Source organism: Modestobacter sp. SSW1-42, assembly GCF_046635825.1.
Taxonomy (GTDB): Bacteria; Actinomycetota; Actinomycetes; order Mycobacteriales; family Geodermatophilaceae; genus Modestobacter.
On sequence record NZ_JBISCA010000003.1, the window covers coordinates 134,503 to 149,188 of the forward strand.

Sequence of the window (14,686 nt, forward strand, 5' to 3'; positions counted from 1 at the left end):
GGTGCGGATCGTCGTCGCCCTCGGCGGGAACGCACTGCTCCAGCGCGGCGAGGCGCCCGAGGAGGCGGTCCAGCGCCGGCACGTGCGGCAGGCCGCACAGGCGCTCGCGCCGCTCGCCGCGGAGCACCAGCTCGTCGTCTGCCACGGCAACGGCCCCCAGATCGGCGTCCTGGCGCTGGAGTCGGTGCAGGACCGCTCGCTGTCCCACCCCTATCCGCTGGACGCGCTCGGCGCCGCGACCCAGGGGATGATCGGCTACTGGCTGGCCCAGGAGCTCGCCGCCGCCGGGGTGGCGGCGCCGGTGCTGGCGGTGGTGACCCAGACCGTGGTGGACGCCGCCGACCCGGGCTTCGGTGAGCCGACCAAGTTCATCGGCCCCGGGTACGACGAGACGCACGCCGACCGGCTGACCCGGACCCAGGGCTGGCGGCTCGGGCGGGACGGGACGCACTGGCGGCGGGTGGTGCCCTCGCCCCGACCGGTCCGGGTCGTCGAGGAGCCGACGATCCGGTCGCTGGTGGACGGCGGCGCGCTGGTGGTCTGCGGCGGCGGGGGAGGGGTCCCGGTCGTGGCCGACGACCAGGGGCGGCTGACAGGCGTCGACGCCGTCGTGGACAAGGACCTGACCGCGGCGTTGCTGGCCGTCGCGCTGGACGCCGACCGGTTGCTGCTGCTCACCGACGTGCCGGCCGTGATGCGGGACTTCGGCACCCCGCACGCCGGCGAGCTGCGCCGGCTGACGACCGCGGAGCTGGCCGGACTGGCGCTCCCGGCCGGCTCGATGAGGCCGAAGGTGGAGGCCTGCGGGTGGTTCGCGCAGGCCACCGGGCGCCCGGCGGCGATCGGTGCGCTGGGCGACGCGGCCGCGGTGCTGGGCGGGCGGGCGGGGACGTCGGTCGTCCCGGCGGACGCACCCCTCGGCGCGGTCCGGTCACCGGGCGGCGGCCCCGCCCGGTGACCACCCGGTCGCCCGGGCCGGCCCGGGCGACCGGCCGGATCAGCGGACGTGGCCCTCCAGCAGGCAGGTCGCACCGGCGACGTGCACCGCGGGATCGGCCAGGTGCCCGCGCACCTCGCTGAGCACCTCGGTCTCGCCGTGCGGCAGCGCGACCGACACCGGCCGCTGCGGCCGGACGGCCGGGTGGGAGAAGGCCGTCCGCGCCAGCCGGGTGCGCAGCTCCCGGGGCAGCCCCTCGTCCACCCAGAAGACGAGCTGGACGGCGGGACCCTCCTCGCGCACCTCGACGTGCGCGACGGCGCCCCGGCGGCCGCGGGCGGTGACGCCGTGGGCGTCCTCCTCCAGCCACCAGTCCACCGGCCGGGCAGCCGGAGGGCTGCCCGGGGAGCTGCCGGGACGGTCGTCGTGCGTCATGTGTCCTCCACCTCGCTCGCCCCGGCCGACCGGGTGGTCGGCCTGGTGCCCCCACCCTCCGCCGGCCGGTCGCCGGTCGACCGCGGTCGCCGGTCCCGGGAGTCCGGGCCCAAGGACCCCGTCCGCCCGAGGCCGGGACCTTCGACCCTGACCGCGCACCGGGAACGGGCACCTACCCTCGACGCCGGGGAGCCCGACGGCTGCCCGCGGACGTGGCTGCGCCGGACGCGGCCGAGGGAGAGGTGACCGGTGACCAGCACCGACGACCAGGCGACGCCGATCCGGGTGTTCCTCATGGACGACCACGAGATCGTGCGCCGGGGTGTGGCGGACGTGCTCGAGACCGATCCGGGCATCACCGTCGCCGGCGAGGCCAAGAACGCCGCCGAGGCGCTCGCCCGGGTGCCGGCCCTGCGGCCGGACGTCGCCGTCCTGGACGTCCGGCTGCCCGACGGCGACGGCGTCTCGGTCTGCCGGGAGCTGCGGTCCAAGATGCCGGAGCTGAAGGTGATCATGCTGACCAGCTACAGCGACGACGAGGCGCTGTTCGAGGCGATCATGGCCGGTGCGTCGGGGTACCTGCTCAAGCAGATCCTCGGCCAGGACCTGGTGAGCGCGGTCCGGACGGTGGCGGGCGGGGGTTCGCTCCTGGACCCGACGGCCACGGCGGCGGTGCTCGACCGGATGCGCCGGGCGACCGAGCCCACCGGGCCGCTGGCCAAGCTGAGCGAGCAGGAGCGCACGGTGCTCGAGCTCATCGGCGAGGGGCTGACGAACCGGCAGATCGGCGAGCGGATGTTCCTGGCGGAGAAGACGATCAAAAACTACGTCTCCCACCTCCTCGCCAAGCTGGGGCTGGAGCGCCGGACCCAGGCGGCGATCCTCGCGACCGAGCTGCGCGGCACCGGGCCCGTCACCGCGCGGAGCTGACGGGCCGCACCGTCAGGCCGGCGGGTCCCCGGCGGTCAGCCGGGGCGCCGCACGGGGACGGGGGCGTGCCAGCGCAGCAGGGTGCCGCCCTCCTCGAGTCGCCGCACCGACGAGGAGCCTCCCCACCGGACTGCCCGCTCGGTCATGTTCCGCAGCCCGCTGCGCGCCACCGTCGGGTCGATGCCGCGACCGTCGTCCCGGATCTCCACCACCACCTCGTCGGCCACGTCCAGCGTCACCGTGACGTGGGCGGCCCCGGAGTGCCGGGCGGCGTTGCTCACGCCCTCGCGGACCACGGCCACCACGTCGACCGCGAGGTCCCCGGCCACCAGGCTGTCGACGGCACCGGACATGCGCACCGTCGACTGGAGGTCGTCACCCGCGGTCTCGGTGACGACGTCCAGCACCCGCCGGCGCAGGCTGTCGGCGTGGTCGCCGCCGTCGGTGGTGTGCAGGTCGAAGATGGTGGTGCGGATGTCCCGCACGGTCTCGTCGAGCTGGTCGACCACCTGGCGCAGCCGCTGCTGGACGGCGTCGTCGCGGACGCGGGTCGCCGCCGCCTGCAGGCTCAGGCCGGCGGCGAAGAGCCGCTGGATGACGTGGTCGTGCAGGTCCCGGGCGATGCGGTCGCGGTCGGCGTACACGTCCAGCCGCCGGGCGACCTGCTGGCGCGCCGCCATGTCCAGCGCCAGGGCCACCTGGTCGGCGAACTCGGTGACCAGCGGTCCGACGCGGGCGTCGAAGGCGGGTCGCCCGCCGTGCCGGGCGGCGATGACCACCGCGGCCTGGGCGTCGGTGCTGCGCAGCGGCACGCCGATGGCCTGGCCCCAGCCGACGTGGGCGTTGGGGCCGTCGTACGGCAGCCCCGTCATGTCCAGGGTGGCCACCGCGCCGGCCTCGACGACCGCGCGCAGGGCGGGGGCGTCCTCCGGTCGGAGCTGCTGTCCGGTGATGTCCACGAGGCCGCTGCCGAACTGGGCCTGCACCTGGTAGGTGCCGTCGGCGGGGTCCGGGCCGGACAGCAGCCAGGCGCCGTCCGCGTCGGTCAGCTCGGTGACGCTGCGCACCACGAGACCGAGGGCCTCCTCCGGCGGCAACCCCGCCAGCAGGGTGGACCGGACGTCGCCCACGGCGGTCAGCCACCGGCGGCGGACCTCGCCCTCCTCGTAGAGGCGGGCGTTGTCGATGGCGACCCCGGCCGCGCCGGCGAGCGCGACCAGCACGGCCTCGTCCTCGGCGGTGAACTGCCCGCCGCCGTGCTTCTCCGTCATGTAGAGGTTGCCGAAGACCACGCCGCGCACCAGGACCGGGACGCCCAGGAACGTGCGCATCGGGGGGTGGCCCGGCGGCAGGCCGACCGAGGCGGGATGGGTCCCGAGGTCGATGATCCGCAGCGGGTGGGGATCGGTGATCAGCTGCCTGAGGACCCCCTTGCCCTCCGGGAGGTGGCCCATGGCAGCCCGCTGCTCGTCGTCGATGCCGACGGTGATGAACGCCCCCAGGCCGCCGGTGGGACGCAGGACCCCCAGCGCGCCGTACTGCGCGTCGACCAGGCCCGCGGCCGCCTCGACGATCTGGCGCAGCGTCGCGTCCAGGTCCAGGCCGGCGGACACGGCGAGGAAGGCGTCGAGGAGGTCCTGCACCCGGGCCTGCGTCCGGGCCACGGTGGAGAGCCGGTCCTGGACCTCGTCGAGCAGCTCGGTGAGCCGCATGGCCGCCAACGGCGACTCGTGGTCGCCGCCGCGGGGGACCACTGGGACAGCTCCCGTCGTCATCCCGTCATCCTGGCAGCGGGCACCGGTCCCCGACCAGTGGCTCAGCGCGCCCTCCCCCCTCCGGGGCGCCGGGGTGGACGGGGCGGACGGCGAGGTCCGCCTCACGCGCTGAGGACCGCGGAGGAGGCTGCCCCGCTCGCGATGCGGCGTCCCTGGACGAGCTGGGTCCTGACGCCGATGTAGCAGTGGCCGGCGCCGGACCGGGCCCAGGGGCGCACGCCCATGGCGTCGAGCCGGGCGACGTCGTCGCTGTCGACGATGAGCCGGGACGGACCGACCACGGTGACGTTCCAGCCCGTGCGGGCCAGCGGGTCGACGTCGTCCACCTCGAACGCGACGACGGCGCCCCGGCTGGCCGCAGCGACCTTGCTCCCGGCGTGGGTGGGGATGTAGAGCTCCCCGTCCCCCAGCGCGAAGGTGACCGGCTGGACGGCGGGCAGCGCACCCTCGGTGAAGGCGATCCTGCCGAGGGCGGCGGTGCCCAGCAGGGTGAGGCAGGCGGCCCGGTCCAGCACCTCCACCTCGCGTCCTTCGTCGAGCTCGTCCACGTCGTCCTCCACTCGCTCGTGCACCGCCGACCGGTCGCGGGCGCGGTGTCGTCCAGCCTGCCCGCTGCCCGGTGCAGCGGACCGGTGCCGTTGGTCCCGGGGGCGCGGACCCAGGACCCGACCGACCCGACCTCGGCGGCCCGGGCGCCGGGCCGACCGCGACCGAGGACCCGCGACGGGAGGCCCTTCGTCCCTGCCCGGCCGCGGGCGCAGCGGCGAACCTGGGGCTGCGGTCGTCCGGCCGCGGCAGACAGGGCGCAGGAGCGGGGTACCGACGATGGACGGCGAGTCGTTCGTGGACAAGGTGTGCCGCGTGGCGGACGTGCCCGGTGGGGTGCTCGTCGGGACGGACGGGTCGGCCTGCAGCCAGGAGGCCGTCCGCTGGGCCGCCGCACTGGCCGCGCGGGCCGGCTACGACCTGCACGTGCTGCGCGTCTGGGACCTGCTCAGCGCCCCGCGGCCGAGGACCTGGGAGCCGGGCTACGTCCCGCCGCTGCACGACTACGAGGCCGCCGTGCACGAGGAGCTCACCGCCTCGGTCCGCGCAGCGGGCCTGGGGGAGGAGCAGGCCGTGACCTGCCACGTGGCGTACGGGTCCCCGGTCCGCCGCCTCCTGGCCTCGGCCGCCCGCGCGGACCTGCTGGTCGTCGGCTCCCGCGGCCACGGGGGCTTCGCCGGTCTGCTGCTGGGCTCGGTGAGCGACCAGGTCGTGCGGCACGCACCGTGCCCGGTGACCGTCGTCCGCTCCGGCCACCGCCGGGGGCCGGCCGGGTCGTGAGGCCCCGGCACGGACGGCACGACCGCTGCGTGCCGGGGCCCTCACGACGGCAGCGGGGCGGCAGGTGACGGCGGACGACCTGCCGCGCCGACGACGACCTGCTCCGCGATCTCCTCGGCCCAGGCGCGCAACGCCACCCAGTCCCGGGAGTCGCCGACCGGAGCGCGCATGGCCGTGACCAGTGCCCGTTCCCCGATGCTCAGCAGCTTCTTGTCCAGCCGGCCGGGGAACACCCGGTGCCCGCGGGCACGGATCGAGGCACCGATGGGCCCGGCGTCGTGCGGTTCGTCCGGCGGGAACGGCGGGTCACCGATCGGCCCGCTGCTGAGCAACCACACCGGGCGTCCCCGCAGCGCCGCGACGTGCTCGGCGGCGTAGTGCCGGGCCGGCTCCAGCCAGCGCCCGGCGTACACGCCGCTGCCCAGCACGACGGCGTCGAACCGCGCCGGGTCGGGACGCCGCTCCACGGGGACCGCCACCGCGGACAGCCCGTGCTGCCTGCCTGCCGCCGACTCCACCAGGCAGTCGGCCAGTGCCCTCGCCATCTCCTCCGTGGCACCGTGCCTGCTCGCCACGGTCACCAGCACGCGCGGGATGCGTCCGTCCATCGCCGGTCCTCCTCGGGGTCCTGTCGGGATCGGTGTCGCCGGTCGGGTGTGTTGCGGGATCGCCGTCAGCGTCCGTGCGCCGCGGCGGCCAGGGCCCGCACCCGGCTGCGGCCGCGATCCACCGGGGCGGACGGCACGACCAGGACCGGCACCTCGGCCTGGCCCAGCGCCGCCCGGACGGTGGCGTCGAGCGGCTGGTCCGGCCGCCCCCGTCCCACCACGAGCAGCGCCGCGTCGCCGGCCGTCGGGGACCCCGACAGGGCGGGGCCGCCGCTGCGCGTCAGGTACACGGGGACCCCGGGCGCCGTCTGCCGCAGCTGGCCGACCAGGGCGGCCAGCCGTGGGTCGGGCTCCTCGCCGCCCGCCGGGTCGTGGCGCAGGTCGACCACGGTCAGCCCCGTCCCGCAGGTGCCGGCCTCGAGGACCGCGGCGGCGAGCAACCGGGAGTCGTGCCGCTGGTCGCCGCCGAGCGCCGCGACCACGGGCCCCCGCGGACCGGGACCGGGTCGCCGGGCGGCAGCGGACAGCACCGGGCACGGGCACCCGCGGACCACCGCCGCCCGCACCGGACCGAGCACCCCGGCGAGGGGGCCCGTGCCGTGCGCGCCGAGGACGAGCAGCTCCGCCCCGGCCGCCTCGGCGAGCAGGACCTCCGCCGCGCGACCGTCGACGACGGCGGCGGAGACGGGCGTCCCCGGGTGCTCGGCCAGCACGGCCTCCTGCACGGACCACAGGTGTGCCGACGCCGCCCGTCGGGCCGCCGCGCGCCCGGGCGCCGGGCCGGTACCGGGAGCCGCCGGCCAGTCGAAGGCGTGCACCAGGCGGAGCGGCAGCAGCCGGCGGTGGGCCTCGTCCGCGGCCTCGTGGGCGGCGGCGTCGGCCGCGGGCGAGCCGTCCACGCCGACGACGACGGGCGGGAAGCGGCCGGTCACAGCCACGTCGTCCCTCCCCGTCCGTCCGAGCGGGGACGGAGGGCCACCTGGTCACGGACCCCGGCGCGCGTCAGCCGGACGGAGGTCGCTGCCGCCCGCGCGCCCTCCTGCCGGCCGCTGTTGCGTACCACCTCGTCCCGGTGCCGGCGGGCGGCGGCGCGGGGCGATTCGGCGAAACCGATCCGGAGCAGCATCTGCGGGAACGCCCCCCAGGTCAGCGCGGCCCGCACGTGCGCCCTGGTCAGCGGCACCTCCAGGGCCTGGGTCAGCGGGCTGGCCGCCCAGCCCAGCCGGGTGAGCTCCAGCAGCAGCCGTTCGAGCGCCTCACCGGACCGGAGCCACGCCAGGGGCGTGTCCGCCGCCGAGGTGAGCAGCACGAACGTCCGGTCCTCGCCGGAGTCGCTGTCGACCGTCCGCCGGTCACCGGTCGTCCCGGCCGGCGCCGGACCCGGGCGGGCCGGTCGCCACCGGCGGATGTCGGCCCGGTGGGCCGGGTCGCCGTTCTGCACGGCGTCGGCCTCCAGGGTCAACCGGGCGAGCAGCCGCCGGTGCGCGGGGGAGACGACTGCCACGAGGTCGCAGTCCTCGGCGGCGACCGCGGCCGTCAGGTGCTGCAGCAGCTCCTCGGGGACCTCCTCGGGCAGGAAGCCGGTGCGGTGGGTGTGCCGCTGGTGGAGGGCGTCGGCGAGCAGGGGCAGGTGCGCCTCGGGCGCGCCGGGCACCGGACGGACGGTCGCGACCAGGTCGGTGGCGCCGGCGTCGGGGAACCGGTCGACGGTCACCGCCCAGCCCCGGGCAGCCAGCGCCACCCGGGTGTTGAACAGCGCGGCTCCCAGGCTCTGCACCAGCTCCCGGCCGTCGGGGTCGACCGTTCGCAGCTGCCGGGCGCGGTCGGCGCGCAGCTCGAGCCGGTCCCGGTGCAGGACGACGGTCCAGGGCTGGCTGCCGTGCACCGAGGGAGCGAGCATGGCGGCGTCGGCGGCGTCCTCGAGGGCCTGCATGCGCTCGTCGAGGCACATGCCCGGCCAGCTCGCCTCGTCCGCGGCGTGCCCGGGGGCGGGGCGCGGGTCGGTCGTCCGGGTCGTCATCGGGACCTCCGTCCGGTCGGTGTCCCCAGCGTCGGCGTCCGGCGGCCTCCGGCGCGAGGTCCCCCGACCTGTTCGCGGAGGACCAAGGGCCCGCGGGGCGTCGTCGGGTCCGACGGGGCTTTCGGCACTGCTGTCCGACGGGCGGGGGACCGACGCTCGACCTCACCACCGCGCCCCCGACCGGGCGGCTGCGGGGACCGTCGAGGAGGAACGACCGTGGGACCCAGCTCCGCCGTGGTGCTCGCGCTGAACGTGGGCTCGTCCTCGCTGAAGGCCGCGGTGCGCGACCCGGCGGTGCGGGTCCGCGCCCATGCGGCGGGGCTGTCGGCGACCGGCGGCGAGCTGACGGTGCAGCGCCCCGGCGCCCCACCGCTGCGGTCCCCGCTCCCGGACGGGTGGCGGGCGGTGCTGCCCGAGGTGGCCGGAGCGCTCGCCGCGGCCGGCCTGGAGCCGGCTGTGGTGGTGCACCGGATCGTGCTGGGCAGCAGCCTCCTGGTGCGCCCGACCGTCGCGGACGAGGACCTGCTGACCCGGCTGCGGTCGGAGCGCCGCCGGGCTCCGCTGCACCTGCCCCGCCAGCTCGAGGTCGTCGAGCAGGCACGCGGGTGCTGGCCCGACGCCCGGGTCGTCCTCTGCCCGGACAGCGGCTTCCACCAGGGGCTGCCCGACGAGGCGGTGGCCCTGCCGCTCCCCGCGGCCGCCGGTGCGGTCGGGCTGCGGCGCTGGGGGTTCCACGGGCTGGCCGTGCAGAGCGTGGTCGACCAGGTGCCCGACCTGGGGTCCGCGGTGGTCGCCCACCTGGGCAGCGGGTGCAGCGTCACCGCCGTCGCCGACGGGGTCTCCCGGCACACCACCATGGCGGTCAGCCCGACCGGGGGCGTCCCGTCGCTGACCCGCAGCGGTGACCTCGACCCCGAGGTCGTGCTGCAGCTCGTGGACGCCTTCGCCGGGGACGTCGACGCGGTGCGGCACGTGCTGGACACCGAGTCGGGGGTGGCGGGCCTGTCCGGGGGACGCACCGACGTCCGCGAGCTGCTGGCCTCGGACGACCCGTCGGCCGACCTGGCGCTGCGGGTCCTCGTCCGGGACGTCGCCATGGCGGTGGCGGCCGCGGTGAGCACGCTCGACCGCTGGGACGCCCTCGTGTTCACCGGCGGGATCGGTACCGGGTCGGCCGAGGTGCGGGAGCGGGTCTGCGCGCGGCTCCTGCCCCTGCGGCCCGGCGCCGCCGGCCGGCCGGGGCCGCCGAGCGACCGGCTGGCGGCGACCGGGCTGCGGGTCCTGGTCGAGCCGGTGGACGAGGAGGCGGTGATGGACCGGCTGGCCCGCACCGTGCTGGCGACGCCGGCCCCGTCGGCTGCGCGGTCCGGCCACCCCCGCGCGTGAGGTCGCTCAGCCGTGGCCGGACACCGGGACGACGGCGACCGGGCAGCCGGCCTGGTGCAGGAGCGCGTGGGTGACCGAGCCCAGCCGGCTCAGCGGGTGGTGCCGGTGCCCCACGACGACGAGCTCGGCGGTGAGGGAGGCCCCCACCAGCAGCCGGGCCGCCGTCGCCGGCTCGACGATCGCGTGCACCCGGACGGCGGGGTGGTGCTCCCGCACGGCGGTCAGGGTGTCCTCGACGCCGGTCTCCGCGCGCCGCTGGGCGGCCTGCTCGTCCGCGCCCGGGTGCGGCAGGTCGCGCCGCCACGCCCGGACGGCCACCAGGTCGCACCCACGGGCGGCGGCCGCCGCCAGGGCGAACGCCGCCAGGTCCCGGTCGGCGGCCGACCCGTCGAGGCCGACCACCACGCCGGTGCGTTCCCGGGTCCGCACGGTGGTCTCCGGGACGGCGAGGACGGGGCAGTGCGCCCGGCCGACGAGCGCGGCGGTCGTGGAGCCCAGGACCAGGTCGCCCAGGGTGCCGGTCCCGTGCGTCCCGACGCAGACCAGCTGCGCCTGCCGGCTCTCCTCGGTCAGGACGTCGACCGGTCGCCCGGCCACGATGCGGTGGGTCACCGGGAGGCCGGGGCAGTCGCGCCGCGCGGCCGCGGCCATCTCCTCCACCACGAGCCCGGCGGCCAGGTGGAGGACCGCCCGCCCGTCGAGGCCCGGAGGTGCCGGCACGTCGTCGCCCTCCCGCCAGGGGAAGGCCAGCACGACGTCCAGCGCGGTGCCCCGGGCGTGCGCCTCCCGCGCGGCGGAGCGCACGGCCGCGCGGGCGGTCCGCGACCCGTCCACGCCGACGACGACGGGTCGGGCGTCCTGCTGCTGGCCGATCGGGGTCTCCACGACCACGACGCTGCCGCGCCGCGCCCCCCGGGCCCACCGGCTCCCGACCCGGTGGTGCAGGGCCCTGGGGACCCGCCTGTCGGGACCTCCTGCCCTGGGGTGGCGGGGCGGGTGTCCGCAGGCTGTGCTGGTGGCCATCGGAACGGCTCCGCTCCGCCCGGTCGGCGCCCCTGCCGACCGGCGCCGCCGGGGCGGCGGGGGACTGTGGCGGCGGTGGGTGGGGGTCACGACCGCCGGTGAGGTGGCCGGCTTCGCCGTCCCCGCCGGGGTCGCCGCGGCGATGGGCGACGCGCTCTCCGGCGTCCCCGGTCTGCTGGTCCTGGTGCTGGCCGGCGCGGTGGAGGGGAGCGTGCTCGGCTGGGCGCAGGGCCGCGTGCTCCGCCGCGAGGTGCCGGGATGGAGCACCCGGGACTGGACGGTGCGGACCGCGGCCGCGGCCGCCCTCGCCTGGGCGATCGGCATGGCCCCCAGCACGCTCGGCAGCCGCTTCTCCGATCTCGCGCTGCCGGTCCAGCTGACCGTCCTGGCCCCGGCCGGCGTCGTCCTGCTCCTGTCCGTCGGCGCCGCCCAGTGGACGGTGCTCCGCCGGCACGTGCCGGGCGCAGGAGCCTGGGTGGGCTGGACCGCGCTGGGCTGGCTGGCCGGGCTGGCCCTGTTCACGGCCGTGGCCACGCCGCTGTGGCAGCCCGGGCAGCCGGTCTGGCTGGTGGCCGGCATCGGTGCCTGCGCCGGCCTGCTGATGGCGGTGGCGATGGCTGCCGTCACCGGGGCCGGCCTGGTGCGCCTGCTCCGTCGGCCGGCGACCCGGGGGACGGCGGGGCCGGTGCCCGCCGGGACGGCCCGCCCCTGGGAGCTCCCGGCACCGCAGGTGGCCGCGGACCTGCACGTCGACCCGGCCGTCGGCCTGGACGCGCGGACGGCGGCGGACCGGCTGGCCGCCGAGGGACCCAACGAGGTGCGGACCCGGCGACCGGTCTCCCTGGCCGGGTCGGTGCTCACCCAGCTGCGCGACCCGATGGTCCTGGTCCTGCTCGCCGCCGGCGTGCTGACCGCGGTCACCGGTGACCTCGTCGACTGCGGCGTGATCGGCCTGGTGGTCGTGGTCAACACCACGCTCGGGGTCGTGCAGGAGCGACGGGCGATCCGCGCGGTGCAGGCGCTGGGCACGCTGGTCGCCCCCCTGGCGCGCGTGCTCCGCGACGGTCGCGACGTCTGGGTGCCCACCCGGGAGCTCGTGCGCGGGGACGTGCTGCGGCTGGCCGCCGGGGACGTGGTGGGCGCCGACGCCCGGCTGCTGCAGACCAGCGCCCTGCAGGTGGACGAGTCGCTGCTCACCGGGGAGGCGCTGCCGGTGGACCGCGAGGCGCGGGCCCGCTCGCCGCGGGACGGCCGGGTGGGGGACCGGCCGGGGATGGTCCACGCCGGCAGCGTGGTGATGCGCGGCCGTGGACTGGCCGTGGTCGTGGCCACCGGCGCCGACAGCGCGGTCGGGCAGCTGGCGGCGCTGGTGCACGAGCGGCCGTCCCCACCGACACCCCTGCAGCGCCGCCTGGCGCGGCTGGGCCGGCAGATCTCCCTCGGCGTGGCCGGGGTCTGCGTGCTCTTCGTGCTCTCCGGGCTGGTCCGGGGCCAGCCGTGGGAGACCACGGTCGTGGCCGGGGTGGCGCTCGCCGTGGCCGCCGTGCCCGAGTCGCTGCCCGCCGTGGTCACGCTCGCCCTCGCGGGCGGGGCCGCCCGGATGAGCCGGCGTGGCGCCGTGGTCCGCTCGCTGCCGGCGGTGGAGACGCTGGGCTCGGTCACGCTCCTGGCCACCGACAAGACCGGGACCCTGACCGCGGGGGCGATGCGTGTCGACCGGGTCTGGACGCCGGTGGACGGTGACCTCCCGACCGACCCCGGCGCGCTCCCTCCCACGGCCTGCGCCCTGGTGACCGCAGCCGCCCTCTGCAACGACGGCGACCCGACCGGCGGGGGCGCCGAGGGAACCGCCGGCACCGCCGACACCGAGACGGCGCTGGTCCGGGCGGCGCTGGCCGCCGGGGTCGACGTGGCCGCCGTCCGGGCCGCCCGCCCGCGGGTCCACGAGGAGCCCTTCGACGCCGTCAGCCGCCGGATGACCACCGTGCACCGGCTGCCCGGAGGAGCGACGACCGTGGTGGTCAAGGGCGCACCGGAGGCGGTGCTCCCGGCCGTCGGTGGACACCCCGGGGCCGCCGCCGTCGCCGGGGCCTGGTCGCTGGCCGGGCGGCGCGTGCTGGCGGTCGCGCAGGACGGCCGGCTGCTGGGCCTGCTCGGCCTCGCCGACCCGGTCCGTCCCGAGGCCGCCGCGGCGGTGCGGTCCTGCCACCGGGCCGGGATCCGGCCGGTGCTGGTGACCGGCGACCACGCCGGCACCGCCGAGGCGGTCGCCCGGCAGGTGGGGATCGTCGACGCCGCCCACCCCGTCGCCGACAGCGTCCTGGCGCGGGTGGAGCCCGAGGGCAAGCTGCGCCACGTCACCGGCTGGCAGGCCGCCGGGCACGTCGTGGCCATGACCGGCGACGGGGTCAACGACGCACCCGCCCTGCGCGCCGCGGACATCGGCGTCGCCATGGGACGCCGGGGCACCGAGGTGGCCAAGGAGGCCGCCGACCTCGTCCTGGCCGACGACAGCCTGGCCACGGTGACCGCCGCCGTCGGCGAGGGCCGCCGGGTGTTCGACGACGTCCGCCGGTTCGTCGGGTACGGGCTGGCCGGCGGCCTCGCCGAGGTGCTGGTCATGCTGCTGGGGCCCTTCGCCGGTCTCGCGCTGCCGCTGCTGCCGGCGCAGGTGCTGTGGGTCAACCTGCTGACCCACGGGCCCGTCGGGGTGGCCATGGGCACCGAGCCGGCCGCGCCGGACGTGCTCTCCCGGCCTCCGCGCGCCCCGTCGTCCGGGGTGCTGGACCGCGCCCTCGTCCGCCAGGTCGCCGCCACCGGCGCGGGGCTGGCCGCGGTGTCCCTCGCGGTGGCGGTGGTGTCGCGCAGCGGGCAGGGCCCCTGGCAGACGCAGCTGTTCGTCGCCCTGGCCACCGGGCAGCTGGCGCTCGCGCTCGCGCTCCGCCCGCCGGGGGCCTGGCGGGCGCGGCCGAGGGCGGTGTGGGTGCCGGTCGCGGTGGCCGGGAACGCGGTCCTGCTGCTGGCGGCGCTGCACCTGCCCGCGCTGCGCGACCTGCTCGGGACCGTGCCCCTGTCGGCCGCTGAGCTGGCGGCTGCGGCCGTGCCCGCCCTGCTGCCGGCCTGCGCGGTCGCCGTGGCCCAGCGACGACCGGGACGCCGCCCGGCCCCGGATCCCGAACCACCCTCGCGGGGAGTCCGCGAGGCGAGAGCGGAGGAGCTCGCCCGATGTCGGGACGACGAGGAACAGTGACCAGGACGCTCGACTGGGACGAGGTGGTGCAGGCGGCCACCCGTGCGCCGTCGATCCACAACACCCAGCCCTGGCGGTTCACCGCGGTGGGCGACCGGCTGGAGGTGCGCTTCGACCCCCAGCGGTCGCTGCCGGTCCTGGACCCCACGCACCGCCAGCAGGTGATCAGCTGCGGTGTCGCCGTGGAGTTCGCCGTGCTGGCGCTGCGGTCCCGGGGCCACGACGTGGCGGTCGACGCGGGCGCGCAGGACGACCCCGACCACCTGGCCACCGTCCGGGTCCTCGGGGACCGCCCGGGCGACGACGACGAGCGGGTGCTCGCCGCGGCGATCGGTGCCCGGCACACCACCCGGGCGCCCTTCCTGGCCCGGGACGTCCCCACCGACCTGCTGGAACAGCTGCAGGCGGACGCCGGCGGGCTCGGCGTCTGGGTGGCCGACGTCAGCCGGGACGACGCCGAGCTGGTGAGCGTCCTGCTGCTCGAGCGGGCGGAGCAGGCCGAGGCGAGCGATCCCGCCTACCGGGCCGAGCTGGAGGCCTGGCTGCGCACCGACCCCGAGTCCGCCGACGGGATCCCGGTGGACGCCGTCCCGGTCGACGACCCGGCCGCCCGGCCGTCGAACTGGCTGGTCCGTGACTTCCTGGTGGGCCGGCGGACGGCGCACGCCGCTGCACCGGTGGCCGACGACGCCCCGCCGCCGGTCGTGGAACGGCCGGCGGTGCTCCTGCTGGGGACGATGCGCGACGACCGGACGGCCTGGGTGCAGGCCGGCCGCGTGCTGGGGCGGGTGCTGCTGCGGCTGACCGCGGCCGGGCTCGCGGCCTCCCCGATGACCCAGGCGCTGGACTGGCCGGCGACCCGGGCCCGGCTGACGGCCGAGCTCTCGCTCGTCGGCCACCCGCAGATGATGCTGCGCCTGGGCTGGCCGTCGACGCCCGCGACGACGACCGGCCGTCGTCCGGTGGCCGAGGTGCTGACCACGGCCGACTGACCGG

At 77.8% G+C, this 14,686-nt stretch carries 13 protein-coding genes; 6 read left to right on the forward strand and 7 right to left on the reverse strand.

Annotated features, from left to right (window positions below; genetic code table 11):
• Position 1 precedes the first annotated feature (1 nt).
• Entirely contained in the window at positions 2-958 is a 957-nt protein-coding gene (locus ACGBYP_RS10935) for a carbamate kinase (RefSeq protein WP_411583927.1), read from the forward strand.
• A gap of 39 nt (positions 959-997) precedes the next feature.
• On the opposite strand, the gene ACGBYP_RS10940 is transcribed toward ACGBYP_RS10935, so the two are convergent.
• A complete protein-coding gene (locus ACGBYP_RS10940) occupies positions 998-1,372 on the reverse strand; it encodes a hypothetical protein (protein ID WP_411583929.1) in 375 nt (124 codons plus the stop codon).
• A 249-nt stretch (positions 1,373-1,621) separates the two neighbouring features.
• Between ACGBYP_RS10940 and ACGBYP_RS10945 the strand changes: the two genes are divergently transcribed.
• Positions 1,622-2,302: a response regulator gene (locus ACGBYP_RS10945; RefSeq protein WP_411583931.1), complete on the forward strand. Its 681-nt coding sequence runs from the start codon at positions 1,622-1,624 to the stop codon at positions 2,300-2,302.
• A 35-nt stretch (positions 2,303-2,337) separates the two neighbouring features.
• Here ACGBYP_RS10945 and ACGBYP_RS10950 read toward each other — a convergent pair whose 3' ends face one another.
• A complete protein-coding gene (locus ACGBYP_RS10950; protein WP_411583933.1) occupies positions 2,338-4,077 on the reverse strand; it encodes a GAF domain-containing sensor histidine kinase in 1,740 nt (579 codons plus the stop codon).
• Positions 4,078-4,178: 101 nt separating this feature from the next.
• Positions 4,179-4,625, reverse strand: coding sequence for a pyridoxamine 5'-phosphate oxidase family protein (locus ACGBYP_RS10955; RefSeq protein ID WP_411583935.1), 447 nt, complete (start codon positions 4,623-4,625; stop codon positions 4,179-4,181).
• 313 nt (positions 4,626-4,938) lie between these two features.
• Between ACGBYP_RS10955 and ACGBYP_RS10960 the strand changes: the two genes are divergently transcribed.
• Positions 4,939-5,403 carry a universal stress protein gene (locus ACGBYP_RS10960; protein ID WP_411583937.1) on the forward strand — a complete coding sequence of 155 codons (465 nt, stop codon included), beginning with the start codon at positions 4,939-4,941 and terminating at the stop codon, positions 5,401-5,403.
• Between the two features lie 41 nt (positions 5,404-5,444).
• On the opposite strand, the gene ACGBYP_RS10965 is transcribed toward ACGBYP_RS10960, so the two are convergent.
• The 3 genes from ACGBYP_RS10965 to ACGBYP_RS10975 form a co-directional block, all read right to left on the reverse strand.
• Positions 5,445-6,011, reverse strand: a complete 567-nt coding sequence (locus ACGBYP_RS10965) for a flavodoxin domain-containing protein (RefSeq protein ID WP_411583939.1) — start codon at positions 6,009-6,011, stop codon at positions 5,445-5,447.
• A 65-nt stretch (positions 6,012-6,076) separates the two neighbouring features.
• On the reverse strand, positions 6,077-6,949 hold the full coding sequence (locus ACGBYP_RS10970) for a universal stress protein (protein ID WP_411583941.1): 873 nt from the start codon (positions 6,947-6,949) through the stop codon (positions 6,077-6,079).
• A complete protein-coding gene (locus ACGBYP_RS10975; protein WP_411583943.1) occupies positions 6,940-8,031 on the reverse strand; it encodes an Acg family FMN-binding oxidoreductase in 1,092 nt (363 codons plus the stop codon). Before ACGBYP_RS10975 ends, ACGBYP_RS10970 begins: the two co-directional genes overlap by 10 nt.
• A 216-nt stretch (positions 8,032-8,247) precedes the next feature.
• Here ACGBYP_RS10975 and ACGBYP_RS10980 point away from each other — a divergent pair, with 216 nt between their 5' ends.
• Positions 8,248-9,417, forward strand: coding sequence for a hypothetical protein (locus ACGBYP_RS10980; RefSeq protein WP_411583945.1), 1,170 nt, complete (start codon positions 8,248-8,250; stop codon positions 9,415-9,417).
• A gap of 6 nt (positions 9,418-9,423) precedes the next feature.
• Here the strand turns inward: ACGBYP_RS10980 and ACGBYP_RS10985 are convergent, their stop codons facing one another.
• Positions 9,424-10,302 carry a universal stress protein gene (locus tag ACGBYP_RS10985; RefSeq protein WP_411583947.1) on the reverse strand — a complete coding sequence of 293 codons (879 nt, stop codon included), beginning with the start codon at positions 10,300-10,302 and terminating at the stop codon, positions 9,424-9,426.
• Positions 10,303-10,432: 130 nt separating this feature from the next.
• Here ACGBYP_RS10985 and ACGBYP_RS10990 point away from each other — a divergent pair, with 130 nt between their 5' ends.
• Together ACGBYP_RS10990 and ACGBYP_RS10995 are read left to right on the forward strand one after the other, a co-directional pair.
• A complete protein-coding gene (locus ACGBYP_RS10990) occupies positions 10,433-13,690 on the forward strand; it encodes an HAD-IC family P-type ATPase (protein ID WP_411583949.1) in 3,258 nt (1,085 codons plus the stop codon).
• Positions 13,687-14,682: an Acg family FMN-binding oxidoreductase gene (locus tag ACGBYP_RS10995; RefSeq protein ID WP_411583951.1), complete on the forward strand. Its 996-nt coding sequence runs from the start codon at positions 13,687-13,689 to the stop codon at positions 14,680-14,682. The genes ACGBYP_RS10990 and ACGBYP_RS10995 overlap by 4 nt, the downstream gene beginning before the upstream one ends.
• The last annotated feature ends 4 nt before the right edge of the window (positions 14,683-14,686 follow it).